Genomic DNA, 23,282 nt, shown 5'->3' with positions numbered 1-23,282 from the left:
GGAGCACAAGAAACGGGCGCTTACGGGTAAGCGCACCCCATGAGCCCAGACCTGGACCTGACTGTCCCCGCCTCCGCAGCCCGGACCCCGCTGCGCACGGCCCTCGCGCTCGACGGCCGGCTCTTCCAGGCCGCCGCCGGCTGGCACTGGCCGGGGGCCGAGCGGGTACTGCCCCGGCTGAGCCGCGGCGCGAACCACGGGGTGCTGTGGTTCGGGGTGGCCGCCGCGATGGCCGCGAGCCGCACGCCGCGGGGCCGCCGGGCGGCGGTCCGTGGGCTCGCCTCGCTCGGTCTGGCCTCCCTGTCGATCAACACCGTCGGCAAGGCGTCGGTGCGCCGGGCGCGGCCGGTGCTGGATCCGGTGCCGCTGGTGCGGCGGCTGAAGCAGCAGCCGATCACCACCTCCTTCCCGTCCGGGCACGCCGCGTCCGCCGCGGCCTTCGCGACCGGGGTCGCCCTGGAGTCGCCGGCGTGGGGCGCGGCGGTGGCGCCGGTGGCGTTCTCGGTGGCGGCGTCCCGCGTGTACACGGGGGTGCACTTCCCGAGCGACGTGCTGGCCGGGGCCGCGCTCGGGGCGGGCGCCGCCTTCCTGGTACGGCGTCTGGTGCCGACCCGGGCCCAGGTCCGGGACTCCGCCCGCCCGCGGGCCGCGGCCCCGGCGCTGCCCGAGGGCGACGGCCTGGTGGTGGTCGCCAACCAGGGGTCGGGCACTGCGGACCGGGTGCGCGCGCTGCACGACGCGCTGCCGAAGGCGGAGATCGTCGAGTGCGCGCCGGAGGACGTCGCCGACGAGCTGGAGAAGGCGGCGGCCCGGGCGCGGGTGCTCGGGGTGTGCGGCGGTGACGGCACGGTGAACGCGGCGGCCGGGACCGCCCTGCGGCACGGTCTGCCGCTCGCGGTGCTGCCCGGCGGCACCCTCAACCACTTCGCCTACGACCTGGGCGTGGAGGACGAACGGCAGCTGGCCCGGGCGGTCCGGCACGGCGAGGCGGTCCGGGTGGACGTGGGCCGGTTCGTCTCCGGGGACGCGGAGGGCGTGTTCCTGAACACGCTCAGCCTCGGCGTGTACCCGGAGCTGGTGCGGGCGCGGGACCGCTGGTCGCACCGGATCGGCGGCTGGTCGGCCGGGGTTCTCGGGGCCCTGCGGGTGCTGCGGGCCGGCCGGCATCCGCTGGAGGTGGTGGCGGGCGGTGAACGGCGACCGCTGTGGCTGCTGTTCGTCGGCAACGGCGTCTACCACCGGATGGGTCTGGCCCCGGGCCGCCGGACCGATCTCGCGGACGGTCTGCTGGACGTGCGGGCGGTGCACGGCAGCCGCAGGCCCGCACTGCGGCTGCTCGCGGCGGCGGCCGCCGGCCCGCTGACCCGGTCGCCCGCCCACGCGGCGGTGCAGGTCAACCGGCTGCGGCTGACCGGCATCGCCCCCGGCACCCCGCTGGCCTACGACGGCGAGGTGACGACCGTGTCGGGCGAGGTGCGGCTGGAGAAGCTGCCCGAGGCCCTGACGGTGTACCGCCCGCTGGACGCCTGCGCCTGATGGCCCGTCAGACCACATGGTGAAACCGGTATCTCATCATTCGGCCGGCGGGCGTACCGTGAGGCGGACCGGTGGACGGGCCGTCCGGTCCGCCGACGAGGGGTGAAGGGGCACGGCCATGCCGAAGGCGCAGGAGACCGCCGTCTACACGCACGGGCACCACGAGTCGGTGCTGCGTTCGCACACCTGGCGGACCGCCGCCAACTCCGCGGCCTATCTGCTCGGCGTGCTCGAGCCCCACATGCGCGTCCTGGACATCGGCTGCGGCCCCGGCACCATCACCGCCGACCTGGCGGAACTGGTCCCGGACGGCCATGTCACCGGCGTCGACCACGCCCCCGGCGTCCTGGCACAGGCCCGGGCCACCGCCGCCGCCCGCGGCCTGACGAACGTGGACTTCGCGGTGGCCGACGTGCACGCCCTGGACCATCCGGACGACACGTTCTGCGTGGTCCACGCCCACCAGGTGCTCCAGCACGTGGGTGACCCGGTGCAGGCGCTGCGCGAGATGCACCGGGTGACGCGGCCGGGCGGGTTCATCGCCGTACGCGACGCGGACTACGGGGCCATGACCTGGTATCCGGCACTGCCCGGCCTGGACGACTGGCTGGACCTGTACGAGCGGGTGGCCCGCGCCAACGGCGGCGAACCCGACGCCGGGCGCCGGCTGACCGCCTGGGCGCGGGCCGCCGGGCTGCGGGACGTCACGGCCACCTCCAGCACCTGGACGTTCGCCACACCCGACGAGCGGGCCTGGTGGAGCGGCCTGTGGGCGGACCGCACCCTCGCCTCCGCCTACGCCGACCGGGTGCGGGAGGGTGGTCACGCGACGGCCGAGCGGCTCCGCGCGGTCTCGGAGGCCTGGCGGGACTGGGGCCGGCGGGAGGACGGCTGGTTCGCGGTCCTGCACGGGGAGATTCTGTGCCGGAAGGAAGCCTGATCCGCGCACCGCGGGAAACCCGGCGCGCAGGAGGTGCTCACTATGGTCCCCATCCTGCTCGTACTGCTTCTGGTACTGCTTCTGTTCGGTGCCGGATTCGCGCTGAAGATCCTGTGGTGGGTCGCCCTGGTGGTGCTGATCATCTGGCTGCTGGGGTTCCTGTTCCGCGGCACGGGCGCGGGCGGCGGCCGGGGCCGCTGGTACCGGTGGTGACGCCGGCCGGCGGCCGGTGAGTCACTCGCGGGGAAGCAGCGGCCCGAGCGGCCCGAGGTCCAGGTTGAGATCCTCGGGCCGCAGGCCGTAGCGGTTGCGCAGCTCGGCCATCCGGTCCTCCAGCAGCATCAGGGTGAGCCCGATCCGCTCCTCCTGCTCCTCGGTCAGGTCCCCGGTGTCGAAGCGGCGCACGGCCTGGCGCTCCATGAGCTGGCGCAGCAGCTCGACCACGGTGAGCACGAGTTTCACCAGGTCGCGCTCGACGGTGTCGGGTTCCAGGTCGAGCCGCTTGCGCCGCGGGCCCTCGGCCGGGCTCTCGGTCATGTGAGTTCCTCGAAGGGCGACGGGACCTGCTCGTTCACGGAGCTGATCAGGGCGTTGAGGTCGATGCGGACCAGATCGACGTCCGCGATGCGCAGCGTGATGTCGCCGGTGAGGACGACCCCGCCGGCCAGCAGCCGGTCCAGGAGGTCGACCAGGGCGATCTCGCGGCGTTCGACTACGGTCACCGCACCTCCTCCGCCGCCACGTCCTCCGCCGCCACGTCGTCCGAGGAGAACGAGTACGCGGCCCAGGGACCGGTGAGCTCCACCCGGATCCCGGGCTCCTCGTCCTTCGTACGGTCGACCAGTTCCACGAATTCCTCGGAATGCGCGCGCGGCACCAGATAGGCCGCGTTGAGCACATTGCGCCCCGTGGCGCCGGAGAGCGCCGCGTTCTGCGGGGGGTGCAGCCGGTGGTCCTCTGCGGGGCCCGACAGACGCTCGTGCAGGGACCGCGCGAACGCCTCCGCCCGCTGCCACCTGTCCTCCTGCGCGTGGCTCTGCTCGCGCCGGCGGCGCAGGTAGTCCCGTCCGCTCGCGGGCTTCGCCGCGGCGGCGGGAGCCGGCCCGGCCGCCGGCTCCTCCTCCAGGTACACCTTCACCCCCCACTCGACCCGGCCGTCCAGGCGGTCGAGCAGGCGCCGGAAGCTGTCCTCCCGGGTCTCGATCATGGTGCGCAGGGCGCTGTCGTCCCGGAAGACGGTCGCGAGCCGCAGCGGCAGCGGAGTGGTGACCGTGGTGAGCGCGTCGATCACGCCCTGGTGGGCACGGGCGGTCGCGGACAGCCAGTCCAGGTCCTCCAGGCGGGCCTTCAGCGCCTCCTCGGAGAAGTCGGCCTCCGGGACCGTACTGACGACCGCGACCAGGCCGTGATGGCGCACCAGGGCCGGCGGGGCGCCCCCGATGCCCGTCAGCTGGGCCTGTAGGGGCGTCCCGAAGGGGCGGCAGACGGCGTAGACGTACCGCAGTCCGGTCATGGGGCCTCCTTCGGTGCGCGGCCCGACTCCAGCTCCTCCAGCCGGGCAAGGCGTTCTCTCAGCTCGGCGTTCTCCCGGGCCAGCTCGTCCCGGCGGGCACCGGAGGAGAGAGCCGGATCCGTCTCCCACCAGTCGATGCCCATTTCCTTCGCCTTGTCCACCGAGGCGACGATGAGCCGCAGCTTGATGGTGAGCAGCTCTATGTCGAGCAGGTTGATCCTGATGTCACCCGCGATGACGATCCCCTTGTCGAGCACGCGCTCGAGGATGTCGGCGAGGTTGGCCCCCGAGCCCTGACCGTAGGGCTCGGGGAAGCGGCCGGGCATCGTCATCGACGGCCCCGGCTCTCGGCGTACTCAGGTTCCTCTTCCTCTTCGTCCGCTTCTTCCTCGTCCTCGTACGCGTCCTCCGCGGGCTCCTCCTCGTCCTCGTCGGCCTCCTCCTCGTCGGCCTCCTCGTCCTCGTACGGGCCCTCTTCCTCGTCCTCGTACGCCTCGGGCTCGTCCTCGTCCTCGTAGCCCTCCTCGTCGCCCTCCTCGGCCTCGTCGTCCTCCGCCTCGGCCTCGGGCTCGCCGGAGTCCTCGGTGTCCTCGGTGTCCTCGTCGTTCTCGGACTGCTCGGACTCCTCCTCCGCGACGGCGTCCTCGTGGCTCTTGACCACCTCGCCGTCGCGTATCTCGCCGCGCCAGCCGTCCTCCGCCTCGCCCTTGATGGTGATGAACCGGGCGAAGTTCTTCAGGTCCAGCCGGGCCCGGCGGCCCTGGGCGCGCCAGATGTTGCCGGTCTTCTCGAAGAGGCCGACCGGGTAGTACTCCATGACCAGCAGCACCCGGGTGAGGTTCTCCTCCAGCCGGTGGAAGGAGACCACGCCCTTGGTGGTGCCCTTGGCGCCTTCCGACGTCCACTGGATGCGGTAGTCCGGCACCTGCTCGGTCGTCTTCGCCTTCCAGCTGCGAGTGGACCAGAACACCTTGGCCTGCCAGTCGGACTGGGTGTCGTCGGAGCGGCCCGCGCTCTTGACGCCCTTGGCGAAGGTGGAGAAATCCTGGTACTGGGTCCACTGGTCGTAGGCGGTGCGCAGCGGCACGCCGACATCGATGGACTCCATGATGACGACCGGCTTCTTGCCCGCGCCGCCCTTCTTGCCCTTGCCGCCCCCCAGGTTCTTGACGGCGTCCATCACGTTCTCCTTGACGCGGGAGGCGCCCACCTCCAGCACCGAGCGCACGGGCCCCTTGCCCTCCGCGAGCTTGCGCCCGCCCTCGAGGGCCATCTTGGCGAAGCCCGGGCTGTTGCCCTCGGCGATGTCGTTGAGCTTGCCGGTGGTCTCACCGAGCTTGCGGCCGAGGCCGCTCAGCAGCCGGGTGGCCTGTGCGGACAGAAACTCCTGGGCCTCCTCCTTCAGCCGGTCGGCGGCCTCGCTGTGGGCGAGGGCGCTCAGCGGGTTGTCCTTGGCCGCGGAGGTGGCCGATCCGACGTTCTCCGTCATCGGTCATCGCCACCCTTCGAACGCCGGGAGGTCGCGCGCCGGGTGGTACGGCCGGCCGAACCCGTCTTCTTCGCGGCCGTCCTGCCGGCCGTGCCTGTCTTCTTGGCCGCCGTCTTCTTCGCGGGAGCCGTCTTCCTGGCCGGGGCGGTCTTCTTGGCCGCGGCCTTCTTGGCGGGGGCCTTCTTGGCCGGAGCCTTCTTGGCGGGAGCCTTCCCGGAAGGGGCCTTCTTCGCGGGAGTCCTCCCGGCAGGGGCCTTCCTCGCGGGAGCCTTCTTCGCCGGCTTCTCCTCCGGCTCCTCCTCCTCGTCCGGCTCCTCTTCCTCTTCCTCCTCTTCCTCGGGCTCCTCCTCTTCCTCCTCTTCCTCTTCCTCGGGCTGCTCCTCCTCTTCCTCCTCCTCGGGCTCCTCCTCGTCCCGCGGCTCGCCCTCGTCCTCCGGCTCCTCGTCCTCGTCCGGCTCTTCCTCCTCGTCCGGCTCCTCGTCCTGCGGCTCGGCGGACTCCTCCGCGGACTCCTCGTAGTCCTCGTCGTCCTCTTCGTCCCGCTCGTCGTCCGCCTTGTCACCGGAGCCGCCCGACGTCACGCCGGACAGCTGGTCGCGGACCTTGGCGGTGCGGCCGTGCAGCCGGTCGGCGAGCGCGTTGATCTGCCGCTCCGCCATCGCCCCGGTGGCCGCCTTGCCGACACCCCGCATGTCCTTGCGCAGCTGGTCCCCGATCTCCTTGAACTGGGGATTCTTCTGGAGCTGCTCGCTCACCACGTCCGCGAGCATCTTCGGACTGAGGTTGAGTTTCTTGCCGGCCACGAACGAACCGACGGCGAGCGCCATCTTCAGTTTCTTCGTGCGTCCGAGCATGTATCCGGCCCCTACGGCGAGGCCCAGTGCCGTTCGGTTCATGTCACGTCCCGTTGCCTGTGGTGTCGCCGGAGCGCGCAGTGGTCTCCAGCCGGTCGAGCAGTTCGTCCTCGCGCCGGTCGAACTCCTCCTCGGTGATCTCCCCCGCCTCCAGCTGTTCCTCGAGGCGGGCGAGCTCGGCCCGTACGGTGGAGGGGTCGTAGTAGATCCGTTCCGCCTCCTGGAGCACCTGCCTGATGGCCCACGCGCTGCCGCGTACGGGCGCGAACGGCAGCATCAGCACCTCACCGATCAGTCCCACGGTGTTCTCCTCTCCGTCCGGGCCGCGAGCGCTACTGCGCTCCGGCGCCCGCGCCGGCCGTGCTGCCGGACGACTGGGCCGGGCCGGGTTCGACGAAGCTGTACGGCGGCAATGGGCCGTTGACCCGCAGCTCCAGGTGGGCGTGGCTCTCGCGGACCTGCTCGACGCCGGCCAGGAAGCGCTCGGCCGAGTCCCGGGCGACCAGGAACGACACGTTCAGCAGCCAGCCGGTGGACTCGGGGCCCACGCTGACCGCGGCGGCGGCCGGTGCCAGCAGGCTCTGCACCTCGCGCGCGTCCACGGCCTCCTTGGCCTTGACGGCGGACGCCACCATCTCGCCGAGGCGGATCTTGTCGTCGTAGCTGCCGCCACCGGACCGGCGGTTGGCCTCCGCGAGGGAGCGCAGCTCCGCGTTCTCGGCCATCACCAGGTGCAGGACGGCCTCCTCGATGTGAGTGGCCTTGACGTTGTACTCGACCTTGCCGTCCAGCTCCCGCAGCCGCTCCTGGTAGTGCTCGGCCCGCGTCCCGAGCACCTGGGTGACGGACTCGTCGTCGTCGGCGACGCTGCCGAAGCGCATGGGCAGGATGCAGCCGCCCGCGCCGGCCTCGGCCAGCACGTTCTGGTGCGCGAGCAGGTCCCTGCGCTTGGGGCGCAGGTCCTCGGGGGCGTCACTGACCACGGCGGTCAGGTCCCCGGCCGTGAGCAGACGCACCGGGCGGGCGGGCTGGCCCACGCCGGTCATGCCCTCGGGCAGCGCGGGGTGGGACCGTGCGGTGATCCCGTAGACGTAGGTGCTCACTCCTGCTCCTCCTTCCGACGCGCCGGGGCCTTACGGGCACGCGGCCGGGACTGGGTCTCCCCATCCGAACGCGCCTGCTTGAAGGCGTCGGATATGGTCTCCGCGGCGCCGGACAGCGCCCCCTTGGACTTGCCGCGGGCGCCGGACTCGGTGACCTCGCCGACGATCTCGGGCAGGCCCGGGCTCTTGTTCGGTCCGGATTCCAGGTCGAGACGGTTGCAGGCCTCGGCGAACCGCAGATAGGTGTCGACGCTGGCCACGACGACCCGGACGTCGATCTTCAGGATCTCGATGCCGACCAGAGAGACGCGGACGAACGCGTCGATCACGAGGCCCCGGTCCAGGACCAGTTCAAGTACGTCGTAGAGGCCGCTGCTGCCGCCTCCACCTCCGCTCTGTTGAGCCGGAACAACAGTCATGCCGGCGATTCCTCCTCGTGTGTATTCGGTCGCTGTCTAGTAGGTCGCGGTGTGCACGGTCGGCCGCGGCCGGTGGCTCACCGGCCGCGCGCGTCGGCCCTGCCGCGTTCGTAACGGCGGACTCGCCGGTACCCGGTGAGCTGGCCCTGCGGGTCCAGTTCGACCTGGTAGCTGCCCATCAGGCTCATCGTGTCGGGGACCCTCGACAGTTCGAGGACCTCGACCTCCAGAGACCACCCGTCCTCCGTCTGCTCGAACGAGGACACCGACTCGGGTTCGAGGCCGGTGAGTTCGGCGAGCTGGGCGCGTGCTTCGCGCAGCACCTGCATGAGGGGCGGGCGGCGGCCACCCGACGCGGGCCTTTCCGTGTTCTCGTGTGACGCCTGCGATTCCTCGGAGTCGTGCCTTTTCCGCGGTTTTTGTGACTGGGATGTGTTCTCTGTGTTCGACATGGCCACCTCTCCCTGCGTGTGGCCGCCACACCACTGGCCAAACCTTCAGGAGCACATGCATGCCACTCGCCCACCGTCGCCCCTGGTCAGGACGGGTACGTGTGTCACCCACGCAGTGCCGCGAGACGGCTCATGGCGGGCTTCAGGGACCGTCCGCGGGCCGGCGCGCCGGCCCATGGGCGGGTGCGCGCCTGGTCCACGGCGTCGGCGAGGGTCCAGCGCCGGGCGTCGGTGCCGGGGTCGTCCACCTGGTCCCAGGTCAGCGGCACCGCGACGGGCGCGCCGGGCAGGGCGCGCACGCTGTAGGGGGCGACGGCGGTCTGGGCGTAGGCGTTGCGCTGCACGTCGAGGTAGAGGCGGTCGCCGCGGTCCTGCTTGCGGGCGGCGGTGGTGAGCCGGTCCGGATGCCGGGAGACGGCGAACTCGGCCACCTCGTGGGCGAATCGGCGCACCTCGTCGAAGTCGTGGCGGCCGTCGAGCGGGATGACGAGGTGCAGTCCGCGCGAGCCGGTGGTCATCGGCGCCGTGGGCAGACCCAGCTCGTCCAGCAGCTCGCGCAGCCGGCCGGCGGCCTCACGGACGGCGGCGAAGTCGTCGCCGGGCGGATCGAGGTCGAAGACCAGGCGGTCGGGGTGGCCGAGGCCGCCGGCGCGGTCGGTCCGCGAGAGCCAGCGGTGCAGGGTCACACAGGCCTGGCCGGCGAGGTGGAGGAGGGTCGCGGTGTCGTCGCAGACGAGGTGGGTGACCGTGCCGCCCTCCTTGGCGACCTCGGCCCGGGTGATCCACTCCGGGTAGTGCTCCGGGGTGTTCTTCTGCACGAACCGGGGCCCGCCGAGGCCGTCCGGACGGCGTTCCAGCATCAGCGGACGGCCCCGCAGGTGCGGCAGCATGTACGGCGCGACGGACCGGTAGTAGTCGGCGAGGTCGCCCTTGGTGTACTCCTTCGCACCTCCGCCGCCGGGGAAGAGGACCTTCCCCGGCCGCCGGATCTCCACCGTGCGGCGGCCCGCCCGCAACCTCAGCGCGCCGCCGTCGCTCATCGCACGACCGCCTCCTCGACCAGCATCCTGGCGGCGGCCACGATGCTCACGGAGTCGATGCCGGCCGCGTGCAGTTGCTCGTCGGGGGCGGCGGAGCCCGGCATGGTGCGCACCGCCAGGCGGACCAGGCGGGGCACGGGCCGGCCGTCGCCGAACGCCTCCGCGACGGCGTCACCGAGGCCGCCTTCCGCGTGGTGGTCCTCGACGGTGAGCAGGCAACCGGTCTCCTCGGCGGCCCGGCGCAGTGTCTCGGCGTCGACCGGCTTGACCGAGTACAGGTCGATGACCCGGACCGGGATGCCGTCCTCGGCGAGCCGGTCGGCGGCGGCCAGCGCCTCGGGCACGGTGACCCCGGCCGCGACGACGGTCAGCCGGTCCTCCTCGCTGGTGCGCAGCGTCTTGCTGCCGCCCACGGGGAACTCCTCGTCGGGCCCGTAGATCACCGGGGACTTGCCGCGGGAGGTGCGCAGATAGCGGATGCCGTCGAGACCGGCCATGGTGGCGACCAGCTTCGCGGTCTGGTTGCCGTCGCAGGGGTAGAGCACGGTCGAGCCGTACACGGACCGGAACATGGCCAGATCCTCCAGGCCCATCTGCGAGGGCCCGTCCTGCCCGATCGAGACACCCGCGTGCGAGCCGACCAGGTTGATCCCGGAGCCGCTGATGGCCGCCATGCGCACGAAGTCGTAGGCGCGGGAGAAGAAGGCGGCGAACGTCGAGGCGTACGGCACCCAGCCCCGCGCGGCCATGCCCACGGCCGACGCGACGAGCTGCTGCTCGGCGATGTAGCACTCGAAGAACCGGTCGGGGTGGGCCTTGCCGAACTCCTCGGTGCGGGTGGAGTCGCCGACCTCGCCGTCCAGGGCGACGACGTCGCCGCGGGCCGCGCCGAGTGCGGTGAGGGCCTTGCCGAAGGCGTCCCGGGTGGCGACCTCCTCCCCCAGGTCGAAGGACGGCAGTTCGAGCGCCTCGGTGGTGACCGGGCGCGGCGCGGCGGCGGCCTGCGGCTCGCTGACCCGGAGGTGCAGCTCGCGCGGCCCGCCGAGTTCGGCGATGGCGTCCTCGGCCTCGGGCAGCGGCTTGCCGTGCAGGCCCTCGCGGTCCTGGACGGCGGCGACGCCCTTGCCCTTGAGGGTGCGGGCGAGGATCACGGTGGGCTGCCCGGTCGTGGACAGCGCCTCGCCGTACGCCCGGTCGATCTTGTCGACGTCGTGCCCGTCGATCTCGATGGTGTGCCAGCCGAACGCCTGGAAGCGGCGGGCGTAGGCGTCCAGGTCGTGGCCGTGCCGGGTGGGGCCGCGCTGCCCCAGCCGGTTGACGTCCACGATCGCGATCAGGTTGTCGAGGTTCTCGAAGCCGGCGTGTTCGGCGGCCTCCCACACCGAGCCCTCCGCGAGCTCGCTGTCACCGCACAGCACCCAGACCCGGTAGTCGGTGCGGTCCAGCCGCTTGCCGGCGAGGGCGATGCCGACCCCGACCGGCAGGCCCTGGCCGAGGGAGCCGGTGGCCGTCTCGACCCAGGGCAGCCGCCGCGGCGTCGGATGGCCCTCCAGCCGGCTGCCGAGCTTGCGGAAGGTGACGAGTTCGCCGTCCTCGATGGCGCCGGCCGCCTTGTACGCGGCGTACAGCAGGGGCGAGGCGTGTCCTTTGGAGAGCACGAAGCGGTCGTTCGCGGGGTGCTCGGGGCGTTCGAAGTCGTAGCGCAGATGGTTCGCGAGCAGGACGGCCACCAGATCGGCGGCGGACATCGAGGACGTGGGATGCCCGGATCCCGCTGCGGCGGACGCCCGCACGCTGTCCACACGCAGTTGCTGTCCCAGTTCGGCCAGTTCGGCGGTCTTCATGAGTCTCCTTGGTCTCGGCGTACGACGTACGGCGTTCTGCGTACGGCGTTACGCGTACGGCGTGCTGCGTGCTGCGTTCAGTCGGGCGGGGTCGCGCGGTCCGCGGGGTCGGGGGTGTCACCGGTGTCACAGGTCCCGGGCGTGTCGGTGCGCCTGACGGGGCCGGGGGCCGGACGCTCCGGGCCGGCCTTGGCGGGCTCGCCGCCGGGCTGGTTCCTGGCGGGCTCGCCGCCCGGCTGGCTGCGCGCGGGCTCCCCGCCGGGCTGGTTCCTGGCGGGCTCGCCGCCCGGCTGGTTGCGTGCGGGCTCCGCGCCGCGCCGGTCCTCCTCGTGCGGGGCGTGGGTCCGGCCGGTCTCGCGCGTCATGGTTCGCCTCCCGGGTGTGCGGACGACCGTTGCGGGCCGCCACGTGGCCGCGCCGCTGACGGTGGGGCCGGGTCCGGGGAACCGGTCGGGCCCGTGCGAGCCCGCCGGACGCCCTGGCGCGGCGGGACGGCGTCCGGCACCCGGCCGATGGCGTCCCCGCACGCGTTCGCGTGCGGGGACGCCATCGGGGGTGTGCTCCTCCGAGGACTTCCGCGTAACCGGGGCCGGGGCACCCAAACGCCGGGCGGGTCACCCGTACGCCGGGCGCGCGGGCCGCGGCGGCGTTTCGCCGGTGCCGCTCCCGGTTACCCGGCCCGGGACCGACTCCCACCGCATCCCGAGCCGCCCGCGCGGAGGTACCCCCATGCCCGAGTACGGCTATTTCCTGGCGTGCGAGGAACACGATCCCGCCGCCCTCGTCGAACAGGCCCGGATGGCCGAGCAGGCCGGCTTCCAAGCCCTGTGGATCTCCGATCACTACCATCCGTGGAACGACGCCCAGGGGCAGAGCCCGTTCGTGTGGTCGGTGATCGGCGCGCTCTCCCAGGCGGTGTCGCTGCCCATCGAGACGGCCGTGACCTGCCCGACCGTACGGATGCATCCCGCGGTGGTGGCGCAGGCCGCGGCGACGAGCGCGGTGATGACCGAGGGGCGCTTCCGGCTCGGCGTCGGCACCGGCGAGGCGCTGAACGAGCACATCCTCGGCGACGCCTGGCCGCCGCTGCACGTGCGCCTGGAGATGCTGGAGGAGTCGATCCAGGTGATGCGCCGGCTGTTCACCGGCGAGGAGGTCAACCATCACGGCACCCACTACACGGTGGAGAACGCGCGTCTCTACACCGTCCCCGACGAGCCGGTCCCGATCGACATCTCCGGCTTCGGCCCGAAGGCGACCGCGCTGGCCGCCCGCGTGGGCGACGGCTACATCACGATGATGCCGGAGGAGGAGATGGTCACCCGGTACCGCAAGGGCGGCGGCGGGACCGGTCTCGTCAGCGGCGGCACCAAGGTCTGCTACGGCACCGACCGCGACAGTTGCGTCCGTACGGTGCACGGGCTCTGGTACAACGAGCTGCTGCCCGGCGAGATGGGCCAGGTGCTGCCCTCCCCGCGCCACTTCGAGCAGCTGCACGAGCTGGTCACCGAGGAGATGGTGCGGGAGAAGGTGGTGTGCGGGGACGACGCCGACCAGCACGCCGCCGCGCTGCGGGCGTTCGCCGACGCCGGCTTCGACCGGGTGTACGTGAACCAGATCGGACCCGATCAGCGGGGGTTCTTCGACTTCTACCGCACGAAGGTGCTGCCGCGGCTCGACCGGGACTGAGCGCCGGTACCGGGTGCCGTCACGGCCTCCGGCCGCCCCGGCCTCCGCGGGACGGAGCGCCGGGGCAGGGCCGGGAACGGTTCACGCCCGGTGGTGCGGGGTGTCGGGGTCGGTCGGGGGCTGCGGCGGCGCCGGCGGGTACGGCATGCCGCCCAGGCCACCGGGCGGGGCGCCCGGCGCGGTGCCGCCGACGACCCGGTGCGGGGCGTGCGGGGCGTCGCTCCCGTGACCGTGGCCGGGACGGGCGGCGCCGCGCAGCACGTACGCCACCACGGCCAGCAGTGCGGCGGTGATCAGCGCGGCGGCCCAGCCGGGCAGTCCGGTCGCCAGGGCCAGGCCCACGGCGAGGGCCACGGCACCGCCCGCGTACAGGGCGGCGGCACCCGACGCGGCGTAGAGCATGGCGGTCCGCCGCTGCTTGCGGCTCTGCTCGCGCAGTTCGTCCCGTACCGTCTCGCGTGCCACCTGTGCCAGTTCTTCGACAAGGTGCTTGTCCAGATGTTCCAGGTGATCGATGCGGTCCATACCCTGCGGGTACCCGCTGCGCACAGCCGGTAACGCCGTGGCCCTGCGCGGCCCGGACAGCCCCAACTAGGCTCTGCCGTATGGAGATTCTGGGCGCCTCGCTGCGCATCTGCGTCGACGACCTCGAAGCCGCCGTCCCCTTCTACGAGCGCCTGGCCGGCGGCAGGGCGCAGCGCTTCCGGCGCGGTGCGGTCGAGGTCGCCGCGGTCGGCTCCTTCCTGCTGATGAGCGGCCCGGAGACGGAGCTGGAGATCCTGCGGAAGGTGTCGGCGACGATCGCCGTACGGGACGTGGACGAGGCGCACCGGCTGCTGGCCGAGCTGGGTGCCCGGGTCGTCGCCGGGCCGGTGCCGACGCCGGGGGGCCGCAATCTGCTGGCCGTGCATCCGGACGGGTCGGTCTTCGAGTACGTGGACCGGCGCGGCTGATCCCCCGGGGACCGCGGCCCGGTCCCGGCCCGCGGTTCCCGGTCCGTACGTCAGCCGGAGACGCGCATCTCCGCGGTGAGCGCCCAGCGTTCGTGGTCGCGCCAGGCTCCGTCGACGTGGATCATGTTCGGGGAGAAGCCCTCCAGGCGGAAGCCCGCTCCCCGGGCGAGGGCGATGGAGGCGGTGTTCCCGGGCTGGACGTTGATCTCCAGCCGGTGCAGGCCCAGAGGTCCGAACGCGTACCCGAGCACCAGCTCCAGGCCCTCGCGCATCAGGCCGCGCCCGGCCGCGTGCGCGAAGGCGCCGTAACCGAGGGCGCCGGACCGGAAGCCGCCCCGGACGATGTTGTTGATGTTGATGAACCCGGCGATGGAGCCGCCGTCCTTCTCGCACACCAGGAAGCCGGCCCGGTCCGGGTCCTCGATCAGCCGGCCGGCGTAGTCGGCGTACGCCTCGTCGGTGTCCGGCGGGAACAACCACGGCCGGTGCAGGTCTTTGCTCTCCCGGGCCCGTGCGGTGAACTCGGGGCCGTCCGCGAGGGTGAAACCGCGGAGCGCGACGCGGGGGCCTTCGGGGAGGCGCGGGGGCGGAGTGTGCGGCATCCGGCCAGCTTAGGGTGTCACTGGCCGCGGCGTCGCATGAGATAGGCCCCGCACAGCCCGCCGATGAGCGCGGTGGCCAGCAGGGCCGTCCACAGGGGCAGGGTGACCTCGGGCCCGAACAGCCGGATGCGGGTGGTGCCGGTGTTCTCGAAGACGAAGACCAGGGCGAGGACGGCCAGCGCCAGGACGGTCATGCGGGCGGGCGTGGTCAGTTCGCTCCGGCCGTCGCTCTCCTCGGTGTTCCGGCTCATGCGACCAGGGTGGAACCCGGGACGCCGGTCCGCACGGCGGGCGCCGCCGTCCGGGTGAGCCGTCCGCCCGGCGGCCGGGCGGGCGGCCGTCAGCGCAGCGCCGGTTCGTCCAGGGTCAACGTGCCGGTGTCCGCGTCCAGTTCGGCGGTTGCACCGAACGGGATCGTCAATGCGCCCGCGCAGTGGCCGAATCCGACGTTCTCCGCGACCGGGACGCCCAGCCCGCCGAGCCGGTCGGCCAGCAGGGGCCGCAGCCGGGCCTCGTCGGCGCAGCCCTCCCACGAGCCGAGCAGCACGCCCCGGACCCCCTCCAGCCAGCCGGCACGCAGGAGTTGGGTCAGATAGCGGTCCAGCCGGTACGTCTCCTCGCCCACGTCCTCCAGGCAGAGCAGTCCGCCGCGCGCCGAGGGCCGGGCGTGCGGGGTGCCGAGTTCCGCGGCGAGCAGGCACAGACAGCCGCCGAGGGTGACACCGCGCGCCCGGCCGGGCACGAGGGCCGTACCGCCGGAGGCGATCACACGGACCGTCTCGGGCGCGAAGAGCGTGGCCCGCAGATGCTCCTGCGCCCGCGCGTTCTTCACGAAGTCGACGCCGGCCGCCATCGGCCCGTGCAGCGTGGCCAGGCCCAGGCGGACGGCGAAGGCCTCGTGCAGCGCGGTGACGTCGCTGAACCCGACGAGGATCTTCGGGCCGGCCGCCCGCATCGCCTCCCAGTCGAGCAGGTCGATCACGCGCTGTGCGCCGTAGCCGCCCCGGGCGCACAGCACCGCGTCCACGGCCGGGTCGCACCAGGCGTTCTGGAGGTCGGCGGCGCGGTCGGCGTCCGTACCGGCGAGGTAGCCCAACTCCGGCTGCCGGTCCAGGACATGGGGGCCGGCCACCGGATCGAGGTCCCAGCCGCGCAGCACGTCGAGCCCCGCCCAGAGCCGTTCCTCGGGCACCGGCCCGCTGGGGGCGACGACGGCCACCCGGGCGCCCGGTGCCAGCCGGCGGGGTCGGACGAGGCCGTTCACGGGGCCAGCTCCACGTTGGGCACCGGCGGTGCCGGACGCAGCTTGAACACCTGGGCGTACAGGGACAGTTCTGCCTCCAGGGCACGGATCATCGTCTCGGCCCGCCGGAACCCGTGTCCCTCCCCCTCGAAGGCGAGGTAGGCGTGCGGCACGCCCCGGCCGGCGATCCGGGCGAGGAAGCGTTCGCACTGGGCGGGCGGGCAGATGACGTCGTCCAGGCCCTGGAGCAGCAGGAAGGGCACGCTGAGCCGGTCGGCGTGGGCGATCGGGGAGCGCTCGGCGTAGCGGGCCGGCACCTCGGCGAGCGGGCCGATCAGGGTCTCCAGGTAGCGGGATTCGAAGTCGTGGGTCTCCCCCGGGCCCCAGGTGGTGAGGTCGAGCACGGGATACAGGACGGTGCCGCAGGCGTAGACGTCGGTCTTGGTCAGGGAGGCGGCGGCGGTCCAGCCGCCGGCGCTGCCGCCCCGGATCGCGAGCCGGGCGGGGTCGGCGATGCCCTCGTCGGCGAGGGCGCGGGCGACGGCCGCGCAGTCCTCGACGTCGACCACGCCCCACTGCTCGCGCAGCCGCTCGCGGTAGGCCCGCCCGTATCCGGTGGAGCCGCCGTAGTTGACCTCGGCGACGCCGATGCCGCGTGAGGTGAAGTAGGCGATCGAGAGATTCAGCACCAGGGGTGTCCGGCCGGTGGGACCGCCGTGCGCCCAGATGACGTACGGCGGCAGCTCACCGTCGGGCGCGGTCCGACGGGGGTGGTGCGGCGGGTGGATGTGGGCGTGCACCTCGCGGCCGCCCGGGCCGGTGAAGGCGCGCTGCCGCGGTCGCGGGTAGTACGCCGGGTCGACGGGGTCCCGGTGCCGGGCGCCGACGGCGCGGGCGCGGCCGGTGACGGTGTCCAGCTCGATCACCTCGTAGGCGGTGTGCGGGCCGGCGCCGACCGCGATGACGCGCCCGCCGTGGGTGGCGAGGGTGGCGGTGTACTCCGTCCAGGGTCCGGCGGCGTCGACGATCTCACCGGACTCCGGGTCCAGTATGCCGAGGACGGCCGGCCCCCGGCCGTGCACCACCGCCAGCAGGCCGTTGTCGAGCGGCGCGAACCAGCGCAGCCCGAGCTGCCACAGCGGTCCGCCGAACTCCTCCTCGCGCGGGCACAGCGGGGTGCCGTCGCGGTAGAGGTTCCACCAGCCGCCGCGGTCGCTCGTGTACAGCAGCCTGCCGTCCGGGGCCCACTCGGCCTGGGCGACGGCCTCCTCGGGTCCGCCGGCGACCGTCCGCGCGTTCTCCAGCCGGCCGTCCTCCCGCACGTCGGCGACCAGCAGTTCCGTCCCGTCCCACGGCATCCGCGGATGGTCCCAGCCCAGCCAGGCGGCCCGCCGGCCGTCGGGTGAGAGCCGGGCGCCGGTGACGAACCGGTGCCGGGCGGGGACGAGTTCGCGGACGGCGCCGCGGTCACCGGCGGCCGAGCCGTCCAGCGGGACGGCGGCCAGGACCCGCCGTACGTCGTCGGGGCCGTCGCCGGTGAACTCCTCCAGCACGCCCCACACCTCACCGCGCGCGAGGTCCACCCGGGGCTCGGCCCAGCGCAGCCCGCCGGCCACCGGGGAGGAGGGGGTGAGCGGGCGGGGCTCGCCACCGGGCTCGAACCGGTACAGCCGCTGGTCGGCGAGGTGCACGAAGACGATCAGCGGCCGCCCGTCCCGTTCGGTCCCGGCCCAGGGCCGGCCGCCGTACTCGATGACCCGGCTGCGCACGTTCCACGGCGCGGGCAGCACCGACTCCTCGACGCCGTCGGCCCGGCGCCGGACCAGGGTCCGCCGGCCGCCCTCGGCGGGCCGGGGCTCGGTCCACCAGGTCTCGTCCCCGACGATGCCCACCCAGTCCGGCCGTCCGTCGTGCGCGGCGGCGAGCGCGGCGTCGACGGGCGACGGCCACGATCCGTACGGCGCCTCGTGCATCGTGTCCTCCATCGGTCACGCCGTCCGCAGGAAGCGGTCCAGGACACGGACACCGAAGTGCAGCGCCTCGACGGGCACCCGCTCGTCCACACCGTGGAACAGCGCCTGGTAGTCGAGGTCCGGGGGCAGCTTCAGCGGAGTGAAGCCGTAGCCGGTGACGCCGAGCCGGGAGAACTGCTTGGCGTCCGTGCCACCCGACATGCAGTACGGCACCACGTGCCCGCCGGGTGCGAACTCCTCCACCGCGGCCCGCATCGCGGCGTACACCGGTGTGTCCAGCGGTGCCTGGAGGGCCACCTCCCGGTGGGCGAACTCCCACCGCACGTCCGGGCCCACCAGCTCGTCGATCGTCGCGGCGAACTCCTCCTCGAAGCCCACCAGACAGCGGCCGTCGACGTACGCGACCGCCTCACCGGGGATCACGTTGACCTTGTAACCGGCGTCCAGCATGGTCGGGTTGGCGCTGTTGCGGATGGTCGCCTCGACCAGCCGGGCGGCCGGCCCGAGCTTCTCCAGCAGCCGGTCCACGTCGGTGAAGTCGGCGTCGACGCCGTTCAGTGCGGCGAGCCGGGCCAGGGCGGCCCGCACGGTCGGGGTGAGGCGGATCGGCCACTCGTGCTCGCCGATGCGGGTGACGGCGGCGGCGAGCCGGGTCACCGCGTTCTCCCCGTTCACCTTGGAGCCGTGCCCGGCCCGGCCGCGCGCGGTGAGCTTGAGCCAGCCGGTGCCGCGCTCCCCCGCCGCGATCGGGTAGATCTCCCGGCCGGACCCGTCGTGGAAGGTGAACGCCCCGGACTCGCTGACGCCCTCCGTGCAGCCCTCGAAGAGTTCGGGGTGCCGGTCGGCGAGGAACCCGGAGCCGTCCTCGGCGCTGGCCTCCTCGTCCGCGGTGAACGCGATGACGAGGTCGCGGCGGGGCCGCACGCCCTGCCGGGCCCAGGACCGGACCACGGCGAGGATCATCGCGTCCATGTTCTTCATGTCGACGGCGCCCCGCCCCCACACGACCCCGTCGCGGACCTCGCCGGAGAACGGGTGCACGCTCCAGTCGGCGGCCTCGGCGGGCACCACGTCGAGGTGGCCGTGGACCAGGAGGGCGTCGGCGGACGGGTCGGTGCCCGGGATCCGGGTGACGACGTTGGTGCGGCCCGGGGTGCGTTCCAGCAGCAGGGGTTCCAGGCCGGCCCCGGCCAGCCGTTCGGCGGCGTACTCGGCGGCGGGCCGTTCCCGGCAGTCGCCGCCGCCGCGGTTGGTGGTGTCGATGCGGATCAGGCCGGAGGTGAACTCCACGACCTCGTCCAGGGCCTGCCAATCAGCCATACTGCTCCTCCACGGCGGCGGAGACGATCGTGGTGACCGCCTTGAACGTCCTGATCCCCTCGTACATGGTGGCGCCGGTGTACGCCACCTTCCGCTCACCGGTCCGCGTCACGCCGGGGACGACGGTGGCGGCCGACGCCAGATGCTCGGCGTCGAACTCGACGGCGACCGTGAACGGGCCGGCCTCGGCGGGCTCGTGCCGGACCGCCAGTGCGACGGCCTCCTTGGCCGCCGCGTGGATGTCCGCGGCGGTCCGGGCCGGGGTCCGGCAGACGGCCGCGTACCGCGACACATGGTCCTTGACGGCGACCTTCAATGCCTCCGGCGCGTATCCGAGCGCGTCCTCGCAGGCCACGTCGTCGCCGGTGACGAGGACGACGGGGACGCCGTACTCGGCGACGACGTGCGCGTTGAGCAGGCCCTCACTGGCGCGGACGCCGTTCAGCCAGACGCCGGTGATCTGGTTGGCGAGGTAGGTGTGGGCGAGGACGCCCGACATGCCGGCGCCCGCGTGGTAGCCGACGAACGCGACGCCGTCCACGTCGCCGTGCTGGACGCCCTCCACCATGGACAGCGCCTTGTGCCGGCCGGTGAGCATCTCGACCCGCTCGTCGAGCCGCTCCAGGAGGAGGTTGCGCATGGTCCAGTGGGCCTCGTTGACGAGCACCCGGTCGGCGCCGCCGTCGAAGAATCCTTCAGCGGCGGCGTTCACGTCCGAGGTGAACATCGTCCGGCAGCGCTCCCACTGCGGCGTCCCCGGCAGCACGTCGGCGGGCCAGGTGACCCCGGTGGCCCCCTCCATGTCGGCACTGATGAGGATCTTCATCTCCGTCACGTTACGCGCCGGGCGCCGGTCAGGCTACGACCCGGGCACGCCCACGCGCCTGCCGGAGGGCCACCGGGTGCCGGTCAGGCGCCGGCGAGGACGAACCAGCGGGCGGGCAGGTCGATGCGGGTGCCGTCGGCGAGGTACTCGGTCTGCGGCAGGGCCGTCCCGCCGTCGGCCAGGACGGTCAGGCCGGCCTCGGCGAGCAGGTGCGGGATCTCGTCGTCGTCGGCGTCGGCGGGCTTGAGCCCGTGGTGGAAGACGCGCTGGAGCTTGGGCGGCGGGCCGGCCGGTTCGGACGCCGCACGCCGCAGGACGTCCCGGGAGGCGGAGGTCAGTTCCACCACGAACGCGCGGCCCTCGGTGCCGATGAGCCGGGCGACGGCGGCGGCCACCACGGGGCGGGCGGCCGGCTCGCTCTGGTGGATGACGGCCCGCATGTAGACGTTGGTGTCGCCGAGCCGCTCGTGCAGGGCGCGTACGGCGTCGGTGTCGGTGAGGTCGAGCTGCTGGAACTCGACGTTGCCGGTGTGCGCGGCGCGGCGGGCGTGCTCCACGGCGGCGTGCGAGAGGTCGACGCCGACGGCGTGTGCGAACCGGGTGGCCAGGTAGTGCGTCTGGGTGCCGTTGCCGCAGCCGAGGTCGACGATCGTACGTTTGGCGTCGGCGTACGGCAGGAGCAGCTCGCTGTGCGGCGCGGCGCTGAGGGAGGGGTCGGCGTCCCATATCGCCTCGCCCCGGGCGTCAGAGGTTGCGCTCCAGTAACTTTCCCAGGCGTTGCGGTAGTTGTCCGAGACGTTCATGCGATCTCCCCACGGTTCGGTTCCGTGATCGGAATATCGCGACGGCCCGGAGCGGGGCAAGAGCCGGGAGGCCACCTTCACGAGATGTACGGGCCCGGGCCGTCCCGCGAGGCGCGCGCCTCGCGGGTCACACGGTGCCGGTGAGGGCCTGTTCGAACCAGACGGTCTTGCGGTGGCCGCTGGCGCTGGCGCCCCATTCCCGGGCCAGCCGGCTGACCACGCGCAGCCCGCGGCCGCACTCGTCGTAGGGGCCGGCGCTGATCAGGCCGGGCAGGGCGGGTTCGTCGTCGGTCACCTCGAACAGCAGGGCGTCGGTGCGGACGACCCGCAGCCCGATCAGCGCGCTCCCCGCGTGCCGGACGGCGTTGGTGACGACCTCGCTGACCAGCAGTTCCGCCGTCTCCACGGCGTGCGCCAGGCCCCAGTGCACCAGCCGTTCGCGGACCAGGCGGCGGGCCCGGGCCACCTCGCGCGGGTCGGCGTCGAGCCACCACTCGGCGACGTCGTCGTCGGGGATGCCGTTGAGGCGGGCCATGAGCAGGGCGACGTCGTCCTTGCGTCCGCCGCGCGTGTTGAGGGCGCGGATGATCGTGTCGCAGGCGTCGTCCATGGAGGCGGCGGGGTGCGCGGCGGACTCGCAGAGCGCGGCCAGGCCCTCGCCGATGTCGGAGCCGCGCACCTCGACCAGGCCGTCGGTGCACAGCACCAGCCGGTCGCCGGGCGCGACCTTGACCCGGGACACCTCGAAGGGAACCCCGCCCACGCCGATCGGCGCACCGGTGGGCAGTTCGATGAGCTGGCTGCCGCCGTCCTCGGCACGGACCAGCACCGGTGGGATGTGACCGGCGTTGGCGAGGGTCAACTCGCCCCGGATCGGGTCGTAGACGGCGTACAGGCAGGTGGCGAGGTAGGTGTCGCCGAGCCGGCGGGCCAGGTCGTCGAGATTGCGCAGGAGCTGGGCGGGCGGGGTCTCCATGGCGGCCATGGTCTGGACGGCGGTGCGCAACTGGCCCATCATCGCGGCCGAGTTCAGGCCGTGGCCCATGACGTCGCCGACGACGAGGGCGGTGCGGGAGCCGGGCAGTTTGATGCTGTCGAACCAGTCGCCGCCGATCCGGCCGAGCCGGGCGCCGGGCAGGTAGCGGGTGGCGACGTCGCAGCCGGCCATCCGCGGGGAGACCTGCGGCAGCATGCTGTCCTGGAGGGTGTCGGCGACGTTCTCCTGGTAGGTGTACATGCGGGCGTTGTCGAGCACGAGGCCCGCGCGGGCGGCGAGTTCGGCGCCGGTGGTGCGGTCCATGTCGTCGAACTGCGGCCGGTCGGGGCGGCGCATCAGCACCATGAAGCCGAGGACGACGTTGCGCGCCTTGAGCGGGACGATCAGCAGGGACCGGCCGCCGATGAGCGGCCTGAGGTCACGCTTCTCGAACTCGCCGGCGATGCGCTCGGACAGCTCCTCGGTGACCCGCGGCACGAGCACCGGCTCACCGCTGTCCATGCAGCGGTAGAACGGGGTGTGCTCGGGGAAGGCGAACGCCTCGCCGACCGGCACGGTGTCGTCCCAGCGGCCCGGTTCGTCGTTGTGCTCGACCCAGACGCGGAACATCACGGTGGTGGGGTCCGGCGGCCCGTCCGGGAAGCCCTCGCCGGCCAGCACGGCGGCGCGCAGATGGGTACCGGCGAAGTCCGCGAACCGGGGTACGGCGGCGCTGGTGACCTCGCGGATGGTCTCGCCGAGGTCGAGGGAGGAGCCGATGCGCGAGCTGACCTCGTTGAGGAACTCCAGCCGCTCGCGGACGGCGGCGTACTCCAGGTCCTCCTCGGCGCCGGCCGGGACGCGGGCCACCGGCGCCCGGTCCCGCGGTGCGACGGCTTCGGCGCGGACGCGTCCGGCGCGGCGGGGCACGCCCCAGTACGGGGTGACGGGCACCCGCTCGAACTGGCTGAACTCCAGCACGGGATAGCCGAGTTCGAGGACCTGGGAGACGATGCGGGCGCTGAGTCCCGGGCCCATGCTGGGCAGGATCTCGGGCAGGCGCCGTTCGAGCTCCTCGAAGGCGGGCAGTTCGGTGTGGCGGGCGAAGCCGGGCGAGATGCGCTCGGCCGTCTCGTCGTCGTAACCGCGTTCGTCGCGCAGCCGGGTGGCGTCGGCGGCGAGCACGAGCAACCGGGAGCTGCCCGGCCCGACCAGCGGGTAGGCCCACCACAGCACGTCCAGCCGCTCGCCGTCCGGGTCCTGCCGGGGCGGGACCAGCCGGGCCCGGCCCGCGGTGGCGTAGCCGGTGTGGCCGCCGAGCGAGGTCTCCAGGTCGGGTCCCGGCCCGTCGTACGCCTCGTACGCGTCGGGCAGGGCGCCTGCGAGCGGGTCGCCCGCCTCGTACGCGTCCGGCATCGCGGCGCGCAGGTCGTCCGGCAGGGCGCCGGAGACGGGCAGCAGGTCCGTCACGGGATGTCCGACGGCCTCCTCCCGGCCCACGCCGAACAGGCGCCGTGCGCCGCTGCTCCAGTGGGACACCAGTCCGGCGCGATCGACGACGACCACGGCCAGCGGGATCCGGCCCGCCGCGGCGTCACCGGTGCCGTGCCCGGGGACGGTGTCCCGCTCGCTGCCACGGTCCATGGCCCAGGCCCTCTCTCCCCACGGCTGTACGCAGAACGATCTGTGCCGCCCGCCACCACGGTA

At 73.3% G+C, this 23,282-nt stretch carries 27 protein-coding genes; 5 read left to right on the top strand and 22 right to left on the bottom strand.

What is annotated here, in order from left to right; genetic code table 11:
* The first annotated feature begins 39 nt into the window (after positions 1–39).
* The 3 genes from AB0F03_RS27770 to AB0F03_RS27760 all read left to right on the top strand — a co-directional run bounded on the left by AB0F03_RS27770 (position 40) and on the right by AB0F03_RS27760 (position 2,689).
* A complete protein-coding gene (locus AB0F03_RS27770) occupies positions 40–1,536 on the top strand; it encodes a phosphatase PAP2 family protein (RefSeq protein ID WP_361996671.1) in 1,497 nt (498 codons plus the stop codon).
* A gap of 118 nt (positions 1,537–1,654) precedes the next feature.
* Complete coding sequence (locus AB0F03_RS27765) at positions 1,655–2,476, top strand: methyltransferase domain-containing protein (protein ID WP_361996669.1); 822 nt, start codon at positions 1,655–1,657, stop codon at positions 2,474–2,476.
* Positions 2,477–2,518: 42 nt separating this feature from the next.
* Entirely contained in the window at positions 2,519–2,689 is a 171-nt protein-coding gene (locus AB0F03_RS27760; protein ID WP_361996667.1) for a hydrophobic protein, read from the top strand.
* 21 nt (positions 2,690–2,710) lie between these two features.
* Here the strand turns inward: AB0F03_RS27760 and AB0F03_RS27755 are convergent, their stop codons facing one another.
* The 13 genes from AB0F03_RS27755 to AB0F03_RS27695 all read right to left on the bottom strand — a co-directional run bounded on the left by AB0F03_RS27755 (position 2,711) and on the right by AB0F03_RS27695 (position 11,555).
* Entirely contained in the window at positions 2,711–3,013 is a 303-nt protein-coding gene (locus AB0F03_RS27755; protein ID WP_361996665.1) for a gas vesicle protein K, read from the bottom strand.
* On the bottom strand, positions 3,010–3,198 hold the full coding sequence (locus AB0F03_RS27750) for a gas vesicle protein (protein ID WP_121786038.1): 189 nt from the start codon (positions 3,196–3,198) through the stop codon (positions 3,010–3,012). The genes AB0F03_RS27755 and AB0F03_RS27750 overlap by 4 nt, the downstream gene beginning before the upstream one ends.
* The gene (locus AB0F03_RS27745; RefSeq protein ID WP_361996663.1) at positions 3,195–3,989 is read right to left on the bottom strand and encodes a GvpL/GvpF family gas vesicle protein; all 795 of its coding nucleotides are present in this window, start codon (positions 3,987–3,989) and stop codon (positions 3,195–3,197) included. Before AB0F03_RS27745 ends, AB0F03_RS27750 begins: the two co-directional genes overlap by 4 nt.
* Positions 3,986–4,321 carry a gas vesicle protein gene (locus AB0F03_RS27740; protein ID WP_356825043.1) on the bottom strand — a complete coding sequence of 112 codons (336 nt, stop codon included), beginning with the start codon at positions 4,319–4,321 and terminating at the stop codon, positions 3,986–3,988. The genes AB0F03_RS27745 and AB0F03_RS27740 overlap by 4 nt, the downstream gene beginning before the upstream one ends.
* On the bottom strand, positions 4,318–5,478 hold the full coding sequence (locus AB0F03_RS27735; protein ID WP_361996661.1) for an SRPBCC family protein: 1,161 nt from the start codon (positions 5,476–5,478) through the stop codon (positions 4,318–4,320). The genes AB0F03_RS27740 and AB0F03_RS27735 overlap by 4 nt, the downstream gene beginning before the upstream one ends.
* Positions 5,475–6,374 (bottom strand): DNA primase, encoded by a 900-nt coding sequence (locus tag AB0F03_RS27730; protein ID WP_361996659.1) that lies wholly within the window; start codon positions 6,372–6,374, stop codon positions 5,475–5,477. Before AB0F03_RS27730 ends, AB0F03_RS27735 begins: the two co-directional genes overlap by 4 nt.
* Before the next feature lies 1 nt (position 6,375).
* Positions 6,376–6,633, bottom strand: coding sequence for a gas vesicle protein GvpG (locus AB0F03_RS27725; RefSeq protein WP_356825049.1), 258 nt, complete (start codon positions 6,631–6,633; stop codon positions 6,376–6,378).
* A 31-nt stretch (positions 6,634–6,664) separates the two neighbouring features.
* Positions 6,665–7,435, bottom strand: coding sequence for a GvpL/GvpF family gas vesicle protein (locus tag AB0F03_RS27720; protein ID WP_361996657.1), 771 nt, complete (start codon positions 7,433–7,435; stop codon positions 6,665–6,667).
* Complete coding sequence (locus tag AB0F03_RS27715; protein ID WP_361996655.1) at positions 7,432–7,854, bottom strand: gas vesicle structural protein GvpA; 423 nt, start codon at positions 7,852–7,854, stop codon at positions 7,432–7,434. The genes AB0F03_RS27720 and AB0F03_RS27715 overlap by 4 nt, the downstream gene beginning before the upstream one ends.
* Positions 7,855–7,931: 77 nt before the next feature.
* Positions 7,932–8,306: a gas vesicle protein gene (locus AB0F03_RS27710; protein ID WP_361996653.1), complete on the bottom strand. Its 375-nt coding sequence runs from the start codon at positions 8,304–8,306 to the stop codon at positions 7,932–7,934.
* Between the two features lie 104 nt (positions 8,307–8,410).
* The gene (gene ligD / locus AB0F03_RS27705; protein ID WP_361996652.1) at positions 8,411–9,346 is read right to left on the bottom strand and encodes a non-homologous end-joining DNA ligase; all 936 of its coding nucleotides are present in this window, start codon (positions 9,344–9,346) and stop codon (positions 8,411–8,413) included.
* The gene (locus AB0F03_RS27700) at positions 9,343–11,190 is read right to left on the bottom strand and encodes a transketolase (RefSeq protein WP_361996650.1); all 1,848 of its coding nucleotides are present in this window, start codon (positions 11,188–11,190) and stop codon (positions 9,343–9,345) included. Before AB0F03_RS27700 ends, ligD begins: the two co-directional genes overlap by 4 nt.
* A 77-nt stretch (positions 11,191–11,267) precedes the next feature.
* The gene (locus tag AB0F03_RS27695) at positions 11,268–11,555 is read right to left on the bottom strand and encodes a hypothetical protein (RefSeq protein WP_361996648.1); all 288 of its coding nucleotides are present in this window, start codon (positions 11,553–11,555) and stop codon (positions 11,268–11,270) included.
* A gap of 364 nt (positions 11,556–11,919) precedes the next feature.
* Between AB0F03_RS27695 and AB0F03_RS27690 the strand changes: the two genes are divergently transcribed.
* The gene (locus AB0F03_RS27690; protein WP_361996646.1) at positions 11,920–12,879 is read left to right on the top strand and encodes a TIGR03557 family F420-dependent LLM class oxidoreductase; all 960 of its coding nucleotides are present in this window, start codon (positions 11,920–11,922) and stop codon (positions 12,877–12,879) included.
* Positions 12,880–12,960: 81 nt separating this feature from the next.
* Here AB0F03_RS27690 and AB0F03_RS27685 read toward each other — a convergent pair whose 3' ends face one another.
* Entirely contained in the window at positions 12,961–13,404 is a 444-nt protein-coding gene (locus AB0F03_RS27685; RefSeq protein WP_361996644.1) for a phage holin family protein, read from the bottom strand.
* Positions 13,405–13,484: 80 nt separating this feature from the next.
* Between AB0F03_RS27685 and AB0F03_RS27680 the strand changes: the two genes are divergently transcribed.
* Entirely contained in the window at positions 13,485–13,832 is a 348-nt protein-coding gene (locus AB0F03_RS27680; RefSeq protein ID WP_361996642.1) for a VOC family protein, read from the top strand.
* Between the two features lie 50 nt (positions 13,833–13,882).
* Here the strand turns inward: AB0F03_RS27680 and AB0F03_RS27675 are convergent, their stop codons facing one another.
* The 8 genes from AB0F03_RS27675 to AB0F03_RS27640 all read right to left on the bottom strand — a co-directional run bounded on the left by AB0F03_RS27675 (position 13,883) and on the right by AB0F03_RS27640 (position 23,219).
* Complete coding sequence (locus AB0F03_RS27675; protein ID WP_361996640.1) at positions 13,883–14,434, bottom strand: GNAT family protein; 552 nt, start codon at positions 14,432–14,434, stop codon at positions 13,883–13,885.
* 17 nt (positions 14,435–14,451) lie between these two features.
* Positions 14,452–14,685 carry a LapA family protein gene (locus AB0F03_RS27670; protein WP_361996638.1) on the bottom strand — a complete coding sequence of 78 codons (234 nt, stop codon included), beginning with the start codon at positions 14,683–14,685 and terminating at the stop codon, positions 14,452–14,454.
* Between the two features lie 89 nt (positions 14,686–14,774).
* Positions 14,775–15,698, bottom strand: a complete 924-nt coding sequence (locus AB0F03_RS27665; protein ID WP_361996637.1) for an LD-carboxypeptidase — start codon at positions 15,696–15,698, stop codon at positions 14,775–14,777.
* Positions 15,695–17,650 (bottom strand): prolyl oligopeptidase family serine peptidase, encoded by a 1,956-nt coding sequence (locus tag AB0F03_RS27660; RefSeq protein WP_361996635.1) that lies wholly within the window; start codon positions 17,648–17,650, stop codon positions 15,695–15,697. The genes AB0F03_RS27665 and AB0F03_RS27660 overlap by 4 nt, the downstream gene beginning before the upstream one ends.
* 15 nt (positions 17,651–17,665) lie before the next feature.
* Positions 17,666–18,970 (bottom strand): M20/M25/M40 family metallo-hydrolase, encoded by a 1,305-nt coding sequence (locus AB0F03_RS27655; protein WP_361996633.1) that lies wholly within the window; start codon positions 18,968–18,970, stop codon positions 17,666–17,668.
* Positions 18,963–19,796: a M55 family metallopeptidase gene (locus tag AB0F03_RS27650; protein WP_361996631.1), complete on the bottom strand. Its 834-nt coding sequence runs from the start codon at positions 19,794–19,796 to the stop codon at positions 18,963–18,965. The genes AB0F03_RS27655 and AB0F03_RS27650 overlap by 8 nt, the downstream gene beginning before the upstream one ends.
* An 83-nt stretch (positions 19,797–19,879) precedes the next feature.
* Positions 19,880–20,599: a class I SAM-dependent methyltransferase gene (locus tag AB0F03_RS27645; protein ID WP_361996629.1), complete on the bottom strand. Its 720-nt coding sequence runs from the start codon at positions 20,597–20,599 to the stop codon at positions 19,880–19,882.
* A gap of 127 nt (positions 20,600–20,726) precedes the next feature.
* Entirely contained in the window at positions 20,727–23,219 is a 2,493-nt protein-coding gene (locus AB0F03_RS27640; protein ID WP_361996627.1) for a SpoIIE family protein phosphatase, read from the bottom strand.
* Between the last annotated feature and the right edge of the window lie 63 nt (positions 23,220–23,282).

The sequence above is a fragment of the Streptomyces sp. NPDC028722 genome (genome assembly GCF_040637655.1).
Lineage (GTDB): Bacteria > Actinomycetota > Actinomycetes > Streptomycetales > Streptomycetaceae > Streptomyces.
The sequence above is the reverse complement of the archived record's forward strand: the minus strand, read 5'-3'. Positions and strand labels throughout refer to the sequence as shown.

Coding starts and splice junctions, on each gene's coding strand:
- AB0F03_RS27670 (WP_361996638.1), bottom strand. CDS start 14,685: ATGAGCCGGAACACCGAGGAGAGCGACGGCCGGAGCGAACTGACCACG.
- AB0F03_RS27675 (WP_361996640.1), bottom strand. CDS start 14,434: ATGCCGCACACTCCGCCCCCGCGCCTCCCCGAAGGCCCCCGCGTCGCG.
- AB0F03_RS27640 (WP_361996627.1), bottom strand. CDS start 23,219: ATGGACCGTGGCAGCGAGCGGGACACCGTCCCCGGGCACGGCACCGGT.
- AB0F03_RS27650 (WP_361996631.1), bottom strand. CDS start 19,796: ATGAAGATCCTCATCAGTGCCGACATGGAGGGGGCCACCGGGGTCACC.
- AB0F03_RS27655 (WP_361996633.1), bottom strand. CDS start 18,970: ATGGCTGATTGGCAGGCCCTGGACGAGGTCGTGGAGTTCACCTCCGGC.
- AB0F03_RS27690 (WP_361996646.1), top strand. CDS start 11,920: ATGCCCGAGTACGGCTATTTCCTGGCGTGCGAGGAACACGATCCCGCC.
- AB0F03_RS27765 (WP_361996669.1), top strand. CDS start 1,655: ATGCCGAAGGCGCAGGAGACCGCCGTCTACACGCACGGGCACCACGAG.
- AB0F03_RS27710 (WP_361996653.1), bottom strand. CDS start 8,306: ATGTCGAACACAGAGAACACATCCCAGTCACAAAAACCGCGGAAAAGG.
- AB0F03_RS27740 (WP_356825043.1), bottom strand. CDS start 4,321: ATGACGATGCCCGGCCGCTTCCCCGAGCCCTACGGTCAGGGCTCGGGG.
- AB0F03_RS27700 (WP_361996650.1), bottom strand. CDS start 11,190: ATGAAGACCGCCGAACTGGCCGAACTGGGACAGCAACTGCGTGTGGAC.
- AB0F03_RS27680 (WP_361996642.1), top strand. CDS start 13,485: ATGGAGATTCTGGGCGCCTCGCTGCGCATCTGCGTCGACGACCTCGAA.
- ligD (WP_361996652.1), bottom strand. CDS start 9,346: ATGAGCGACGGCGGCGCGCTGAGGTTGCGGGCGGGCCGCCGCACGGTG.
- AB0F03_RS27660 (WP_361996635.1), bottom strand. CDS start 17,650: ATGCACGAGGCGCCGTACGGATCGTGGCCGTCGCCCGTCGACGCCGCG.
- AB0F03_RS27715 (WP_361996655.1), bottom strand. CDS start 7,854: ATGACTGTTGTTCCGGCTCAACAGAGCGGAGGTGGAGGCGGCAGCAGC.
- AB0F03_RS27645 (WP_361996629.1), bottom strand. CDS start 20,599: ATGAACGTCTCGGACAACTACCGCAACGCCTGGGAAAGTTACTGGAGC.
- AB0F03_RS27770 (WP_361996671.1), top strand. CDS start 40: ATGAGCCCAGACCTGGACCTGACTGTCCCCGCCTCCGCAGCCCGGACC.
- AB0F03_RS27730 (WP_361996659.1), bottom strand. CDS start 6,374: ATGAACCGAACGGCACTGGGCCTCGCCGTAGGGGCCGGATACATGCTC.
- AB0F03_RS27755 (WP_361996665.1), bottom strand. CDS start 3,013: ATGACCGAGAGCCCGGCCGAGGGCCCGCGGCGCAAGCGGCTCGACCTG.
- AB0F03_RS27735 (WP_361996661.1), bottom strand. CDS start 5,478: ATGACGGAGAACGTCGGATCGGCCACCTCCGCGGCCAAGGACAACCCG.
- AB0F03_RS27745 (WP_361996663.1), bottom strand. CDS start 3,989: ATGACCGGACTGCGGTACGTCTACGCCGTCTGCCGCCCCTTCGGGACG.
- AB0F03_RS27685 (WP_361996644.1), bottom strand. CDS start 13,404: ATGGACCGCATCGATCACCTGGAACATCTGGACAAGCACCTTGTCGAA.
- AB0F03_RS27760 (WP_361996667.1), top strand. CDS start 2,519: ATGGTCCCCATCCTGCTCGTACTGCTTCTGGTACTGCTTCTGTTCGGT.
- AB0F03_RS27695 (WP_361996648.1), bottom strand. CDS start 11,555: ATGACGCGCGAGACCGGCCGGACCCACGCCCCGCACGAGGAGGACCGG.